Below are 15,941 nucleotides of genomic sequence, written 5' to 3' on the forward strand. Positions count from 1 at the left end.
CGTTGATGACATTCATTTTCGCCACAAATTAGCGTTAAATTGCATCAGGTCGGTTGAGGTACGCTCAAAACCGCCTGACATTTCCTGAATAAATGGACTGCCCTGGGTAATAGTCGGATCTGGTCGATTGGATTGTCGATTCAGGCTGAGTGGCCCAACCCGTTGGATGGTGGGCATCTTTGTCGCATTTACTGGCTTCTTTATAGAAATAGTTTTCTTATTCTGGGAATTAATTTGCGCTGTTTGGATTTGACCAGCCATTCCTTAACTTGCTCAACAACACACCTCAGGTCTTCGGGTAGCGCCTTGTTTATCAAACGGTTGCTTCGTGAATTGATGGATTTTTGCGGAAAAAACACGCGCTCGCGTGCTCACAGTTTCAACAGGTCGATGGGAGGGTTGCCAGGCTGAATGACTAGCCCTGGTTAAGCCCGACTCCGTTCAAATTCGCTTCTCGGCGGGTTGACGGGCCGGCTATTGCCTGCTTCGGCATTTGGGGAGCATTATTTTTCGCAACTATATAACCTGACTATTCATGAAACGTCGTTTTGTCATTATTGCCATGCTCCTGTTGCCGTTGCTGTGGAGTCCGCAACGGGTTCATGCCCAGACGGATTCTCTTCGGATTACGGTCAATGAGGGAACCAATATGGCGGCTGCGCTCTCGCCCGACGGGCAGTCGCTGGTTATTGATTTACAGGGAACCATCTGGCTGATGCCCGCAAAAGGGGGTACGGCAAAGGCACTGACCGACTTCCGCGATGATGCTCACCAACCGGCCTGGTCGCCCGATGGGAAGCGGATTACATATTTTTCGTACCGCGACGGTACCTTTCACATCTACAGCATACGGCCCGATGGGTCTGATTTACAGAAACATACCAGTGGTGAATTCGATTGTCGTGAACCCGTCTATTCGCCCGATGGAACGCGGATTCTGTTTTCATCGGATCGGGGAGGGAGTTACAACCTTTGGGAGCTATCCCTGAAAACGAAGGAACTGAAACAACTGACGGATAACGCAGGGAATGAGTATTACCCGGCCTGGTCGCCCGATGGCAAACGGATTGCTTATATCGCCACCCGGCCCGATGCTTCCGGTTTATATGTGCTGGAGGGAGGCAACGAAAGACTGGTCTGGAAAACAACGGCTACACTAGGTTCTCCGGCCTGGGCAAGGGATGGCTCATCATTGCTTCTTCAGATGGTGTCGGATGGGGTTACATCGCTAGTGATCAAAGATTTGGCTTCGGGTGAGGGGCCTAAAGTGATTTCGGAGGCTCGCGAAGATGTATTCCCTTTTCGACCTTCGGTAGCCTCTGATGGCTCTGTCTGGTACACGGCCGATGGAGCTATTAAGCATAAAACCACCGACTTTTCCAGAACGGATAAACTGACGTGGCAGGCTACTTTTGCCCTGAACCGGAAGCCCTACCAGCGCAAAACGTACCTGCTCGATAACCCAAAACCACGGGTTGTAAAAGGGATTCGTGGCCCTGTGGTATCGCCCGATGGGAAGGCGGTCGTGTTTTCGGCACTGGGCGATTTGTACTGGCTGGACATCGGTACGCCAACGCCAAAACAACTGACCAACGATGCGTTTATCGAAGCAGACCCCTGTTTTTCGCCCGATGGTCGGTATCTGGTGTTTTCATCGGATCGGTCGGGGAGTATCAACCTATGGGCGCGGGACCTGCAAACAGGGCAGGATCGGCAGTTGACCAATGGCACCGAAGAAATCAACACCCCTACCTTCGCGCCCGATGGCAAACGGATTGCCTTTTTCCAACTCGACCGGGCGGCTTTTGGCCGGAGTGTGTTGCATACGATTCCGTTCCCGACTTCCGAAGATCAGCCCTTTGCCACACCCAAAAAAGTCTATGACCCGCTGTTTGGCCCTGGTCCGCCGAGCTGGTCGCCCGATGGCTCAAAGTTGGCCGTTTCAGCGCTGGATGTTTACTCCAGCCGTTTTCGCGAAGGGCTGAACCAGTTTCTGCTTCTTCCTAGTATGGGGGGTACGGATATATCGGAACTGAAACCCGATTCGGCTAGTCAAACCATCAGTTTTCGTGGACATAGCGGTCCAAGCTGGTCGCCCGACGGCCGATGGATGGCCTATGTACTGGAAGGGATGTTGTGGACGCTGCCCGTTACATCCGATGGAAAACCAACGGGCCCAGCCATACAGCGAACCAAAGCCCTGGCCGATAACATGAGCTGGACTGCCGACTCAAAAAAGCTGGTGTATCTGGCCGTCGATACGCTGAAGCAAATGGATATGACGACGGGCCAGGTATCGACTATTCCGCTGGACTTTACGTATCAGGCCAAACTGCCTGCCGGGCCGACCATTATTCATGCCGGGAAACTGTTCGATGGTAAGACCAACAAGTACCTCGAAAACGTGGACATTGTGGTAGAGGGCAGCCGGATCAAAGCGATTGAACCACATAAAACCGGGCGAGCGGGCAAACTGGTCGATGCCTCGAAACTGACCGTATTGCCGGGGCTTTGGGAAATGCACACACACCAGACCATTCTGGCTGGCGAAAAACAAGGGCGAATCTGGCTTAGTCACGGCATTACCAGCATTCGCGAAACGGGAGCCGACCCGTATGATGCGCTCGAACGGCGCGAAGCCTGGGATGCGGGAGTACGCCCTGGGCCACGAGAGTTTTACACGGGTACGATCAACGAAGGGTATCGACTCTATTACGGGCTGGCAACCAGCATCCGCAGCGAAAAGCAGCTTCGGATGGAACTCGACCGGGCCCAAAAACTCGACTATGATTTGCTGAAATGCTACGTTCGGTTGCCCGACCGATTGCAGCAGATCGCCACTGACCTGGCCCACCAGATTGGTATACCCGTTACCTCGCACGAATTGTATCCGGCCGTTAAGTACAATCTCGACGGTGTTGAACATTCGTCGGCCACCAGCCGCCGGGGGTATTCGATGAAACTCTCATCGACCAACCATATCTATGGCGATGTGCTGAATCTGATCGCCAGGTCGGGTATGAACATGACCCCAACGGCTAGTTTGCAGGGAGGGTTTTCATTCCAGACCCGCCGGGATACCAGCCTGATGAGCTATCGGCCCTTCACTCATTTTTACAATGAAGTTTATCGGAACAACCTCATGGCGCAGCAGCAAACCATGCGTCGGGTCATGCCCGGTGCCGTCGAGAATTTCAAAACACTGGCTCGTAACGTGAAAAAATTCATTGATGCAGGAGGACGCGTTACGCCCGGTACGGATTCCCCACTGATTCCGTATGGGCTTAGTTTGCAGGTGGAGCTGCAAAATTGGGTCGAAGGAGGGGTGACTCCGTTCGAAACACTTCGGGGAGCTACCCTCTGGTCGGCCGAAGCGGCAGGCGTTGGGAATGATTTGGGGAGTATCGAAGTGGGAAAACTGGCGGATATGATTGCTGTTGAGGGTGACCCTCTGACGAAAATTCAGGATGCCATGAATGTGAAATATACCCTCAAAAATGGCCACGTCTGGACATTGGATGAGTTGTTAAAATGATGTAAATTAGGGCGATAGACCCGCCCGGGCGGGTCTATCGCTGAATACGTTACAGCAAACACAACACTACTGAACCATGAAGACGAATAAAACGACTGAAACAACCCAAAGTGTTTCTGATTTCCTCAACTCCGTAACTGACGAGACAAAACGGGCCGATAGTTTCGCGCTTGTCGACATCATGCAGGCACAAACCGGGTTCGGTGCTAAACTGTGGGGGCCGAGCCTGGTCGGGTTTGGCTCCTATCATTACCAATACGACAGCGGTCGCGAAGGCGATGCCCCACTTGTAGGGTTTTCGCCCAGAGCCAATGCCCTGACCTTGTATCTCGGTACATTTGAGGGGAAGGACGAATTACTGCAAAAGCTGGGTAAGCACAAAACGGGCAAGGGGTGCATCTACATTAAAACCTTACGGGATGCGAATCCCGAGACCCTCAGCGAACTCATTCGTCGTTCGGCACAACGAACGATTTCAGATGCCGTGTCGTAGGCGAATGGCGTAAAAAGGGAGAAATGATGGTATTAACCTGGCTCCAGTTATTTCATTTTAGCCTCCAGCCATTGCTTAGCCAGAGAAGCCTCAACGGGTTGTAGCCATTGAATGCATAGATCGGCCTGATCTTCCGTCAGCTCGCCGAAGCATTGTTGGTTCACCTCGTTCAACTTTTGGTAACAGGCTTCTAATTGTGTTTGCCCCTTTTCCGTGATCGTTAACCGTTTGGTCCGTTTATCAATTGCATCACCTTCTTCCTGAATTAAACCCGCTTTTTTGAGTCGGTCCAGAATTAATAAGCCCGATGACAACTCATTGAAATGAGCCCCGATCACATCGGTCTTCTTAAGGTTTGTGGTATATGCGACTGTACTCAAGTATAAAAATTCGTCGAAGCTAGTTAAGCCATACTCTTTAAAAGCCGCTATGGCCTGAAGTGTATGTAGCTTGGCAATTCGACCGAGTAATTTGACCAGTAGGCTGATCCGATCCGGGGGAACAGGCGATTGCCAAAACGTAGCAGGATTAGTTGCAGGCTCTTGACTGACCAGATAAGCCTGGCAGAACTGAGCTATGTCTGCTTTGGGATTTTGCTCTTCATAGCTCGCCCATAGATTGACCAATTCAACCGTTTTATTCATGTATATCATTTATGATGCAAATATAAAATAATATATCACCTGTGTTTTTTAAAAGCATTTGTGATATATATTTGTGAGATAAAACATCATAAATGATATAAATATGGGCAATTTGCAAGTTAACGGGTTAACGGGGGTGATTATGTCCTCTGCCGAGCCAGAACGGTTGGCAAGCTTTTATCGCAACGTGTTAGGGATTCCTTTGGCATTGAACCAGCATGGAAATACACCTGAACATTGGGAGTGCGATTACAAAGGGATTCATTATGCCATACTCCAGCAAAAGGTGAAGGCTCAAGCGAACGTAAACACCGTTTTATCATTTGCGGTGGAGGATATAGACGAATTTGTCAGGGGCCACGAGATTCAGCTAATACATCCCATTCTGGATTTAGGAGAAGGGGCTTTTGTGGCCAGTTTCAAAGACCCTGACGGCAACATCCTACGCTTTTGGATGAACAAGAAACAATAAATGACGACGAGGTTCTATCGAACCTTTAAAAGGAGTTATGATCTAGGATTTGGATTAACGATTTGCCCCTTAATTCCCGAATTTGGACTTGATCTAATCTCGAGCCAAATCCATCTTCGGGAATTAAGGGGTAAAACAAGCTGGGAAAGGGAAAACCCTAAACAGTTTTCATACCATCAACACATACGTAAATAAGAGTAGTGGCGAGTTGGTCCAGTTAACTAACCTTGGAAGGAGCTACGCCATAGGCTTTTTTGAACGCAAACGAAAAGTGCGACAGATCTTCAAAACCCAGGTCCAGATACACATCCGATGGGGCTTTGCCTTTTTCCTTGATGAGGTAATACGCTTCCTGCAAACGCCGATGCTGTAGCCAGCGGCTAGGCGAGCTATGAAATATTTTCTCGAAATCCCGTTTGAACGTGGCCAGACTTCGGCCCGTCAGGTAGGCAAATCGTTTCAACTCTACATTGAAGTGGAAGTTTCGGTTCATAAATGCTTCCAGGTCAATTTTGCCCGGTGCCGAAAAATCGAATAGTATCGGTTTTACTTCCGGGTTAACACTAAGCAATAGCAGAATCGCTTCTTTCAGCTTAAGCGTGAGCAGGTTTTCATTGCCCGGCTCTGTCAGGTGCTGGTACGGATACAGCGAATCCATGTAGCTTTTGTAAAGCGGATCGGGCTTTAGCTCCAGAATGGCGTCACCTTCCTGATGAGTCTCTGCTGTAATACCATATTCCATACTTACAGCACGAAGCATTTCCTGCGTAAGGTAGATCGACAATGACTTGAACTCCCCATGTTCGGGAGGGAACTTGGTGAATTTGACAAGGTGGTTCCGTTTACTTAATCGAAAATCGCCTTCGCGGAAGAGGTACTCGTTGGTGCCATCGGTAGTTACGAGCGTTCCGGCGATCTGGTAGCTGAAAACATGTTCGGGCACGAACTGTTCGCCTTCCCGGCTTCGGGTGTAGTAGCATGAATAGGCAATGGGCATGTGCTTTTTTTCGTCCAGCATAAGATAAAGTAGTGGATTGAGTGATTGGGTGAATACTACGTATACCACCCAATCACTCAATTGCTCAATCACTCAGTTCGTCTGCATAGCGGCAAATCGTTTTCCGGCTTCCGTTTCCAGAAAGTTTACCGAGTCGTCATGATCGGTAGAGAGGCTGACGGGAAGCCACTTTTCTAACTCGGCCCGACGGGCGGCATCGGCTTGCTTCAGAAAGCCAATGGCTTCACTGCCCAGCACCAGATGCGTAGGTGGTTCTGGGTGGTCGACTAAATTGAGCATAACCTGTGCCGCCTTGGCCGGGTCGCCTACCGGTACAAAGGTATCGCCTTTCAGGTGATTGACCACCCAGCCGACGGTCGATTCGTAGCCTTCTACTTCAGGAGCGTAACTCATGGAAGCACTGGCCCAGTCAGTACGGAAACCACCCGGTTCGATGGAGGTAACCCGAATGCCCAGCGGAGCCACTTCTTTGGATAAAGCCTCGGTAAAGCCACCTAGCCCAAATTTAGCGGCCTGATACATCGTCAGCCCCGGATTGCCTACTCGCCCACCAATCGAACTGATCTGTAGAATACGACCAGAACGTTGGTTGCGCATATACGGTAGTACAGCCCGCGTGAGTTCGATGGGCGCGTATAAGTTGGTCTCCAACTGACTGCGCACCTGTTCGTCGGTAAATGCCTCAGCCGCTCCCGTAATTCCAAACCCGGCATTATTCACCAGTACGTCGATGCGCCCGAAATGGGCAATGGTTTGCTCGACAGCCGTTTTAATTTGCTCCTTATCCGTTACATCCAGTTGAATCGGATAGAGTTGGGTGGGGTACTTTTCGCGTAGATCAGTCAATTGCTCGGGTTGGCGAGCTGTTGCGGCTACATAGTCGCCATGGGCGAGTACGGCTTCGGTCAGGCTCCGTCCGAGCCCGCGTGAACTTCCGGTAATAAACCAAATTTTTGTCATTGTCTTTGTTTGTTAACGAGGACAAAATTCGGGGGGATTCGACCGGACAACTTTGTTAAAACGCTCAAAATTGGTTTGTTGAAACGCTCATGCAAGGATCGTTAGCGAGCATCAATTGGAGTCGGGAACCGATAAACCGGCGGCCCGATTGAAGCCGACCGTTTCCCGGTAAACCTGCGGAGAAACCGTTGCATGGCGTTTGAAAAAGCGGCTGAAATAAAACTCATCCTCGAAACCTAGTTCATGGGCGACCTCCTTGATGGTTTTTGGCGTCAGGTATAATTCCCGTTTGGCTTCGATCACGATTCGGTCGCTAATCAAATCGGTCAGGGTCTTGTGGAAGTGATACCGGGTGATTTTGGCCAGGGCTTTAGGACTAATGTTTAGCAGATCGGCATAATCGCTGGGAGCATGTTTACGCCGGTAATGCTGTTCGATGGCATCTTTCAGCTTTTGGATAACAAACGGTTCCGGGTGATCGGGCAGAGTGATTGGCTCCTCCTGGGCTGGGAATTGAGCCCGTTTTAACCGAACGGCCTGTATCAGGATGATTTTGAGGTAGGAAATCAGTAACTCCTGCTGAGCCAAGTCAACTTTCTGAACCTCAGCCGCCATTTGCTGAGCCAGCCCTTCGAACTGGTTCATCTGCTCCTGCGTCAATTGAATATATGGCGGCTGGTAGCTATTGTTGAACAGAAACCCATTCGCCGAGATTTCTGCATGATGCCTGAAAATACAGAAAAACTCTGGATGGAAATCAATCACCCAGCCACGGACGGCTTCGTTCGTTTGAAGCTGAAAGGGCTGGAAGGGCGAGAAGGCCAGCAAGACATGGCCCGAAATCGGATACTGGGTAAAATCGGCCGTCAGGTCTGCCGCTGCTCCATTCCACAAGATCAGGCTGAAGTAATTGTAGCGTTGTAGAGACGAAAAAAGCGCGGAGTCCTCGAACGGATAAATGCTGAAAGCCAGGTTTCCGTTCTGAGGATTGACCATTGTATAGCGGTCGTGTGTGTACATGCGGGAGTAACAAAAACGGCTCTATAGATTGTTCACTATCGGGTGCTACCTACCCCGATTCGTACGGCGCGTCTTTGGCTTTTACGGTGTTTCGTAGCGTACTGATCTCCTGCTCCAGTTTGGCAATGTAAGCCGACTGAGCAGAAAAAACCTCCTGCATGTCTGCTTCGGTGTAGCGGGGGGTAATGTGTTGTGGACAATTCCAGTCAAAGGCGTCGATCCGAAACAGCAGCATCCGCTCGGGGGTATGAGCGTAGTGGGTAGGGTCCAGTTTGGCGAACAAATCCGGTCGGTCGGCTAGCTCTACAACGGAAGCTTGTGCGTAGATTTTCAACCGTGTCTGTCGGGGATAATCCATCAAAAAAAGCGATACCTGAGGATGAGTAAGGATATTCCCGACGGAGATGTATTGTTTGTTTCCTTTAAAATCGACCAGTCCCAACGTATGTGAGTCGAGAACATGCAGAAACCCGGCAGGGCCACCCCGATGCTGGATATAGGGGTAGCCGTTTTCGCCGATGGTAGCCAGATAAAAACTATCCCGTTGGCTAATGAAGCTTATTTCCGGTCGGCCAAGACCATCGACATACACGGCCTTTTCGAATCGGGCATAGGCATTCCGGCTACCGAATTTCTCCTGAAGTTTGCGTACGTTCTCGGTAAACGCAAGCGATGCATAGTTATTGGCCATATTGTTTAGCTAGGTGTAAAGTTTTGACGGAAGTGCTTGTCAAAACTTAGCGAAACTTACGATCTTTTTCGTCAATCGGGGCATCGTTGATACTGGCAAAACGTTTGCGCATCAGGCCGTTATCGTCAAACTCCCATAATTCATTGCCATAACTTCGGAACCATTGACCCGTGGTGTCATGCCATTCATACTCAAAACGAACAGCCATCCGGTTTTCACGAAATCCCCACAGTTCTTTTTTGAGCTTATAGTCGAGTTCGGTTGCCCATTTGCGGGTCAGAAAAGCCTTAACCTCATCCCGGCCGTTGATAAATTCGGTTCGGTTTCGCCATTCCGTATCGGCCGTATAGGCCCGACTTACCTTTTCGGGGTCGCGGGTGTTCCATGTATCTTCGGCCATTTGTACTTTCTGAAGGGCTGTTTCGAGGGTAAACGGAGGAAGAGGCAGCCGTTTCTCCTGATCGGACTCGGGTTGGTTGAGTACGTCGTCCCACAGGGTATCACCACAGGCATCGGTAGCAAACGGACGGCCATCGTTAAAAAAATCGTTAAATGGGTTCATCGTATTTTGGGGTTTAAACGGGTTGCTTACCGAGCCAGCCACATGGGTCATTCGCTCGGTAAGCGGATGTGAAGAACTACACCGTTGCCAGTTCGGGCGCTGCCGGAAAGTCAATGGGAATGTTGGTCAGGTTGTGCAGGTAATTCATGATGATTTTGTCGGCAATGGCGACTACCACATCCACGAGCGATTCATGGGTATAGCCCGCAGCATAAAAAGCATCCAGCACGCTGTCGTTGTTCAGGTGCCCTCGTTGCTGGGCGATGGCCTGAGTCAATCGGACGAGGGCATCGTATTTTGGATTGAATGAAGCTGAACCACCACGAATTTCCAGTATCTGGTCGTCCGTGAATCCATTTAACTTACCCAGGGTGGTATGGGCCGCCAGACAGTAGTTACAGCCGTTTACCTGGCTGACAACCAGATTGATAACCTCTTTCTCGCGTTTGTTGAGAGACGATTTGGCCTGCTGAAGCTGGAGATAGCTACTCAGTGCGTTGTTTGAATAAGCAATGGTGGCATACAGATTCGGTACAAAACCTAACCCTGCCTGTAGTTTGTCGAAAATAGCCTGATTCTCGGCCGATACCTGGCTGCGAGTGGGCACGTCAAATGGTTTCATGTTTCTGCTAATGGATTGATTAAAAGGCCATCGTCGGAGGCTGTCGGTTAGCTGCCTGCGATTGATAAGACAAAATTGGCGTATTGGATGGCCTAAGAGAATGGAGAATCAACGCATTAGCATGGACACTTTTTCGGCTGGAAGAGACCCCTGTTTATAGAACGCAGATGGTTCTGATTTGTATGATTGCTTATGATCTACACACCTCATAACCATCTGCGTTCTATCATTTACCACTTGCCAGTTTTCCAGACGTAGAACGCAGATAACGGGTAGCAATTTCTTTGGCGATCTGCTCGGGGAGCGCCTGTTCGCTATTGGTCAGCACAATAACGGCCAGCCCGGCCTGTGGGAAACGGGCGTACTCCGTTCGGAAACCGGGCAATGAACCACCATGATGAATCCAGGATGTGCCCATCAGTGTATCGATTCGCCAGCCCAGGCCATACGGATACGGTGTCCCGTCTGTCAATACGAAGGGTTTCTGCATTTCTTTCTGGCTGGCTTCGGTCAGGATTTTCGTTGTACCCAGGGCGGCTTCCCATTTAGCCAAATCCAGTACGGTCGATAGAAAAGCTCCGCTAGGACGCAAGGCCCGATACGGGATGGCCCGGTGCAGATGATCTTTTTCCCATTCATAGCCGTCTACCCGATTGGGAACGACTTCGCTCAGGGTTGTGGTGCGGGTGGCGGTCAGGCCAACGGGTTTAAAAATCCGCTCTTTCAGAAAGGTAGACCAGGGTTGCCCCGATACTTTGCGAATAATATCGGCCAGGGCAAAATAGCCGACATTGCAATACTGCCATTTGGTACCAATCGGAAACTGGAGTGGCAACGGAAAAGCGGATTGAACAACTACCGAATCGGGCTGAATTTTAGTGGGATCAAAAGCGGGCGCTTCCCGAACGATACCTGATGTATGCGACAGCAGGTGACGCAACGTAATGCCCTGCCAGGTTTGTGGTGCCTGCGGGTAGTATGTATGGATGTCATCGTCGAGGGTTAGTTTGCCTTCCTGCGCTAAAATCAAAATACCTGACGCAATGAACTGCTTACTGACCGACGCAATGGCATATACGCTTTGAGGAGTAGCCGGTACGTTCAGTTCGACATTGGCCAGCCCATACCCTTTACTCAGCACAACCGCTCCCTGCCGAACCACCGCAATCGAAACGCCCGGAATGTGTTTGTTCCGCATATGGCTCTGAACAATAGCATCGATGCTATCGACCGGAACTGAACTGGTCATTTGGGCAAAACCAGACTGAGTCAACAATAAGAACGTGAACAGCCAGCTTAGGGAGCACTTCTGTATGGATGCGTAGTACATAGTATATGAGGAAGTTATGCGGTTGACTAACTAAAGCGAATGGGTAATGACGCCAGAGGGAATCTGCCCTGGCTACATTTTAGTCCATATGGATTCGGCTGATCAGATCAAAAAATAGCTGGGCGGCTGGTTCGATCAGTTCGTCGTTGAAATCGTAATCGTCGTTGTGAAGGGCAGGCGAGGCTGTCCCGGCCCCGATGCCGAACATAGCTCCTGGGTAGCGTTGGGTAAACAACCCGAAATCTTCACCCCACTTAAACGGGTCCGGCTTTTCGAAGAAAGGAAAGCCTAGCCTTTGTGCACTCTGCTTGATCTGTTCAAACGCTTCCGGGTCGTTCTCATTGGCAAAAAACGATTCGGTATACGTAGTTTGTGTGTCGATACCGCTGATGGCCGTAAGCTCCGCCAATGCTGATTCTAACTGGTTGGTCAAGAATTCCATAGTACGGGCTGTACGGGTTCGTAGGGTCAGATGCACTTCGCCATATCCGGCTGAAATTCCATACGATTTTTCGCCCATCATCGTATGAACGGGCGTGATGAGCGTAAAGTCGTCGGAAGCGGGGTCAGGGATTTGCAGCGTCTTGCTTTTGAGCATAAACTCAGCCATCACGTAAGCTGGATTGATACCTTTTTCGGGTTCGGCTGAGTGAGAAACTTTCCCTGTAAACGTAATAATCATACTCAGCACCGACGCGGTAAAGGGGCCCCGCTTGCAGACGATAACGCCCTGTTCGTAACCCGGCAGATTATGGAGGGCAAAGACCCGGTTGGGCTGGATGGCCGCAAAAAGAGGGTCGTTGATTACGGCCAGCGCACCTTGTCCCGTTTCTTCGGCGGGTTGGAAGAGTAAATAAACTTTCCCGCTGTTAATGGATTTTTCAGACAATAAAGCCGCTAATCGGGCCAGGATGGCGGTATGTCCATCGTGTCCGCACTTATGCGAAACGCCCACTACCTGCGACCGATGGGCAAACGTGTTGACCTCCTGAATGGGCAACGCATCGGTATCGGCCCGAATGAGGGTAACCGGCCCCGTTGTATCTGTTCCATATTGTAGTAGTAATCCTGTGCCGCCTATTTCGTACAGGGCATCGGGATGAAACCGGCCGACAAACGTCTTGATACGCTGTTGTGTCTGCACTTCCTGACCAGAAACTTCCGGGAACTGATGCAGTTCGCGTCGGAATTGGGTGAAGAGGCTCGTAGAAGGAGGAGGCATATCTGAACGTTTATTGCTTAAACCACTCCCGAATGCTGGCTGGGCGCTTATCAATCAGGCTATAATAAACCCCCAGTATCGTGTTGATGAGCAGACAGATGATCACCGTGGTTACCTGCCCTCTCAGGCTTTTCATCGGAATAACCATAGCGAACATAACCAGCCAGACAAGGGTCATGAGGATACTGACGACTATTTTCTTGACTTTTGACATGGTGAAGTCCTGTTTAAACCCATTCCTTACCGGCTGCCTGAATACTTGGCGGGAGCACTGTTTTTCGGAATGGTTTTCTGGATGAATTTTCGCAGGTTTTCATTGCTGGTCGCCAGATCTTCTTTGCGGAGGTACATCATATGGCCGCTCCGGTAGCCTTCCCAGTCCATGCGGTCTTTCAGCTTGCCGCTGGCGTCGATTTGCCACATGCTGTACTTGGCGTTGAAGTAATCGCAGGCACCGTCATAATAGCCCGACTGTACCAGCAGGTGCAGATACGGATTCTGATTCATAGCCTGGCGTAGATTGTCGCCCGTGTGGTTGTTGGTGTTGTCCCAGGGAAATGTGGGGCCAAACATATAGTATTTCAGATCGGTTTTGTAGTTCAGTTCGTCGCGCATGAACAGGTTGATGGCGGGTGTAAACGAGTGCAGCCAGGAGGTTAGTTCTGAATTGTACTCAGGGCTGACGCCCGCATCTTTGCTATCCAGACCCAGGTAGCGTGAATCCAGCCGCCCAACGGTTTGCCCACGGCCCCGTAGCAATTCCTTCCAGAAGAAATTCGTTGGCACATCCAGATTCTGTTGCAGCACTGCTGTTTCCGATAGCCCCGAATAACGAGCCACTTTAGCGGCAATTTCTTTCCGTTTCTGATCACTGATGGAGCCGCCCAGGGCCAGCGCAGGCAGGTATTCCTGGATGGTAAACGTTTCGACTTCGGGCAACAGATCGGTCAGGTCTTTTTTCTGCAGATCGGCAGGTAAGGCTTTATGGTACCAGGCTGTAGCCGTAAAATAAGGCAGTTTCAGAACACCCTGGGCCGGGCCATCCCGCTCAATACCCAAACTTGTTGGCGATACCAGAATTACCCCATTCAGATACATCCAGTGGGCGTTCTGCAACTCCAGCGCCAGGCCCGAAACCCGCGTGGTCCCGTAGCTTTCGCCGATCAGGTACTTGGGAGAAGCCCAGCGATTGTACCGACTCACGAAGGTGTTGATCCAGTCGGCCAGGTATTTAATATCGGCATTAACGCCAAAAAACAGTTTGGCCGCCGGGACATCTTTATTGACGGGGCGTGAAAAGCCCGTATTGACCGGGTCGACGTACACAATGTCAGCTACGTCCAGAATGGAGTGCGGGTTATCTTTGATGCCATAAGGTTGAACGGGATACCCTTCATCATCCACTTTCAGAATCCGTGGGCCCGTATAGCCGATCATCATCCAGACCGACGCTGTGCCCGGCCCTCCATTGAACGAAATCACCAGTGGGCGGCTGGCTCGGTCGGAAACGTCGGAGCGTTCGAAATACGTGAAAAAGACCCCGGCCACGGGCTTCCCTTCTTCGTCCCAAACCGGAATGGTGCCTGCTGTTGCTTTGTAGGGTACGCGTTGTCCTTTGATGGTTACCTGTCCGTTGGTCACCACCTGTGAATCGATGTTCAGGGTTCGGGAGGCTGGTTTATCATCTTTGGGTTTAGGCGTTTCGGAGGAGGCTGGCTTTTGGGCGTGGGTGTTTATCAGGTAAGTAAAGCCAATGAGCAGCAGGAAAATGTGTTTCATGAATACGGAAATGGTAATAAGTGGAGTGAATACGTTGCCTCGAGGCCCGAATCCTATTTTTGATCGAAGATAGATAGAATACCAGTAAAATAGGTGCTTAAGCGTCGGATCTGCTTATATCTAGCGGGGGTGATTTGGTGAGCCATAGAAAATTTTGATATTCTAGAAAATAATGAAGTAAAAGTTGGATTTAATAGGCTGAATTGAATAAAGCCCCCTATTTTTCTGTAATTTACCCCATTACCCAATCAAACCCTATGAAAAAACTCTTCCTGTGCTGTCTACTGGCCAGTCTTGGGGCTTCGGCCCAGTCGCTCTCAAAGCCTGAGCAGGGCCTCATTGCCTCCGTAAAAAAGAATATGCCCGAAACCGAAGCGTTTCTGGAAAAAGTGGTCAACATCAACAGTGGTACATTGAATAAAGAAGGGGTTCGGCAGGTTGGTAAGTTGATGGCCGACGAATTTGATAAGCTGGGTTTTAAAACCGAATGGGTCACGTTGCCTGACTCGCTGAACCGGGCGGGCCATCTGGTGGCTACCCGACAAGGCAAAAAAGGCAAAAAGCTTTTTCTGATCGGGCATCTGGATACGGTTTTTGAAAAAAGCCTGCCGATGGACCCCTACACCCGCGTCAACGACTCAACGGTGGCTGGGCAGGGGGTGAACGATATGAAAGGGGGTGATGTGGTGGTGATTGCCGCGTTGAAAGCGCTGCATGAACAAAAACTGCTCGACGATACATCCATCACCATTTACTTCACAGGCGACGAAGAAAGCTCAGGTGGCCCCGAAAGCCGACGTGATTTTATCGAACGTGCCCGGAAATGCGATGTAGCCCTCGGCTTCGAAAGTGCACAGGGGCTGCGTTACGTAACGACCGGGCGTCGGGGAGCCAGTGGCTGGACCTTGAATGTAAAAGCACGGTCGGGCCATTCGTCGCGTATTTTCAGCGATCTGGGTTACGGAGCCATTTATGAAGCTGCCCGTATCCTGACCGAGTTTCGACGGACATTGGGGCAGGAGCAATACCTGACGTTCAACCCGGGCCTGATTGTGGGTGGGGCCGAGGTGAAGTATGATGAAAAAACAGCCAAAGCGGTTGTAGATGGCAAAACGAATATTGTGGCCGGAACGGCGTTGGTGAAAGGCGACTTACGGTTTCTGACCGAAGCGCAGAAAGAAAAGGCGCGGGCCAAAATGCGGGAAATCGTCGATAAAAGCCTGCCTCTGACCAAAGCGACGATCACATTTACCGATGGAATTCCGGGAATGGAACCGACTGCTGCCAATGACGAATTGCGGAAACAGGTCGATAAAATCAGCCGGGATATGGGCATTGGTCCGGTAGAAGCGTTTGACCCGGGTGCACGTGGCGCGGGTGATATTTCCTTTGTGGCGCAATACATGCCCTGCCTGGATGGGCTGGGTGCGTCGGGCAAAGGGGCACATAGTATCGAAGAGACCATGAACAGCAAGGAGTTTCCAGTACTGATTCAGCGAGCAGCGGTGATGATTTACCGCATGACCCGCTAATAGCCTACATCCTAATCTTGGTTCTTTCTTACTGGCGCATGGGGGCTGTATCCTCACAGCC

16 protein-coding genes are annotated in these 15,941 nt (G+C 50.6%); 4 read left to right on the forward strand and 12 right to left on the reverse strand.

The window, feature by feature from the left end:
* Positions 1–12: 12 nt before the first annotated feature.
* The gene (locus B153_RS37950) at positions 13–177 is read right to left on the reverse strand and encodes a hypothetical protein (RefSeq protein ID WP_020601125.1); all 165 of its coding nucleotides are present in this window, start codon (positions 175–177) and stop codon (positions 13–15) included.
* Between the two features lie 358 nt (positions 178–535).
* On the opposite strand from B153_RS37950, the gene B153_RS0133455 reads away from it, so the two are divergent.
* Both B153_RS0133455 and B153_RS0133460 read left to right on the forward strand, forming a co-directional pair.
* Positions 536–3,535 (forward strand): DPP IV N-terminal domain-containing protein, encoded by a 3,000-nt coding sequence (locus B153_RS0133455; RefSeq protein ID WP_020601126.1) that lies wholly within the window; start codon positions 536–538, stop codon positions 3,533–3,535.
* Positions 3,536–3,611: 76 nt separating this feature from the next.
* A complete protein-coding gene (locus tag B153_RS0133460; protein WP_020601127.1) occupies positions 3,612–4,028 on the forward strand; it encodes a DUF1801 domain-containing protein in 417 nt (138 codons plus the stop codon).
* 47 nt (positions 4,029–4,075) lie between these two features.
* Here the strand turns inward: B153_RS0133460 and B153_RS0133465 are convergent, their stop codons facing one another.
* On the reverse strand, positions 4,076–4,672 hold the full coding sequence (locus tag B153_RS0133465; protein WP_157635036.1) for a MarR family winged helix-turn-helix transcriptional regulator: 597 nt from the start codon (positions 4,670–4,672) through the stop codon (positions 4,076–4,078).
* Positions 4,673–4,775: 103 nt separating this feature from the next.
* Here B153_RS0133465 and B153_RS0133470 point away from each other — a divergent pair, with 103 nt between their 5' ends.
* Complete coding sequence (locus tag B153_RS0133470; protein ID WP_020601129.1) at positions 4,776–5,144, forward strand: VOC family protein; 369 nt, start codon at positions 4,776–4,778, stop codon at positions 5,142–5,144.
* 217 nt (positions 5,145–5,361) lie between these two features.
* Here B153_RS0133470 and B153_RS0133475 read toward each other — a convergent pair whose 3' ends face one another.
* The 10 genes from B153_RS0133475 to B153_RS0133520 all read right to left on the reverse strand — a co-directional run bounded on the left by B153_RS0133475 (position 5,362) and on the right by B153_RS0133520 (position 14,348).
* Positions 5,362–6,162, reverse strand: a complete 801-nt coding sequence (locus tag B153_RS0133475) for a helix-turn-helix domain-containing protein (RefSeq protein WP_020601130.1) — start codon at positions 6,160–6,162, stop codon at positions 5,362–5,364.
* Positions 6,163–6,234: 72 nt separating this feature from the next.
* Positions 6,235–7,122 carry an oxidoreductase gene (locus B153_RS0133480; protein ID WP_020601131.1) on the reverse strand — a complete coding sequence of 296 codons (888 nt, stop codon included), beginning with the start codon at positions 7,120–7,122 and terminating at the stop codon, positions 6,235–6,237.
* Positions 7,123–7,233: 111 nt separating this feature from the next.
* A complete protein-coding gene (locus B153_RS0133485; protein WP_040762491.1) occupies positions 7,234–8,142 on the reverse strand; it encodes a helix-turn-helix domain-containing protein in 909 nt (302 codons plus the stop codon).
* Positions 8,143–8,191: 49 nt separating this feature from the next.
* The gene (locus B153_RS0133490; protein ID WP_020601133.1) at positions 8,192–8,833 is read right to left on the reverse strand and encodes a pyridoxamine 5'-phosphate oxidase family protein; all 642 of its coding nucleotides are present in this window, start codon (positions 8,831–8,833) and stop codon (positions 8,192–8,194) included.
* A gap of 46 nt (positions 8,834–8,879) precedes the next feature.
* Entirely contained in the window at positions 8,880–9,509 is a 630-nt protein-coding gene (locus B153_RS0133495) for a nuclear transport factor 2 family protein (protein ID WP_425423156.1), read from the reverse strand.
* Positions 9,472–10,017, reverse strand: a complete 546-nt coding sequence (locus tag B153_RS0133500; protein ID WP_020601135.1) for a carboxymuconolactone decarboxylase family protein — start codon at positions 10,015–10,017, stop codon at positions 9,472–9,474. Before B153_RS0133500 ends, B153_RS0133495 begins: the two co-directional genes overlap by 38 nt.
* Before the next feature lie 226 nt (positions 10,018–10,243).
* Complete coding sequence (locus B153_RS36335) at positions 10,244–11,347, reverse strand: serine hydrolase domain-containing protein (RefSeq protein ID WP_083928279.1); 1,104 nt, start codon at positions 11,345–11,347, stop codon at positions 10,244–10,246.
* A 79-nt stretch (positions 11,348–11,426) separates the two neighbouring features.
* Positions 11,427–12,569 (reverse strand): amidohydrolase, encoded by a 1,143-nt coding sequence (locus B153_RS0133510; RefSeq protein ID WP_020601137.1) that lies wholly within the window; start codon positions 12,567–12,569, stop codon positions 11,427–11,429.
* 10 nt (positions 12,570–12,579) lie between these two features.
* Positions 12,580–12,783 carry a hypothetical protein gene (locus tag B153_RS0133515; protein ID WP_020601138.1) on the reverse strand — a complete coding sequence of 68 codons (204 nt, stop codon included), beginning with the start codon at positions 12,781–12,783 and terminating at the stop codon, positions 12,580–12,582.
* A gap of 26 nt (positions 12,784–12,809) precedes the next feature.
* The gene (locus tag B153_RS0133520; protein WP_020601139.1) at positions 12,810–14,348 is read right to left on the reverse strand and encodes a S10 family peptidase; all 1,539 of its coding nucleotides are present in this window, start codon (positions 14,346–14,348) and stop codon (positions 12,810–12,812) included.
* A 257-nt stretch (positions 14,349–14,605) separates the two neighbouring features.
* Here B153_RS0133520 and B153_RS0133525 point away from each other — a divergent pair, with 257 nt between their 5' ends.
* Positions 14,606–15,880, forward strand: a complete 1,275-nt coding sequence (locus tag B153_RS0133525) for a M20/M25/M40 family metallo-hydrolase (RefSeq protein ID WP_020601140.1) — start codon at positions 14,606–14,608, stop codon at positions 15,878–15,880.
* The last annotated feature ends 61 nt before the right edge of the window (positions 15,881–15,941 follow it).

The sequence above is a fragment of the Spirosoma panaciterrae DSM 21099 genome (genome assembly GCF_000374025.1).
GTDB classification, from domain to species: domain Bacteria; phylum Bacteroidota; class Bacteroidia; order Cytophagales; family Spirosomataceae; genus Spirosoma; species Spirosoma panaciterrae.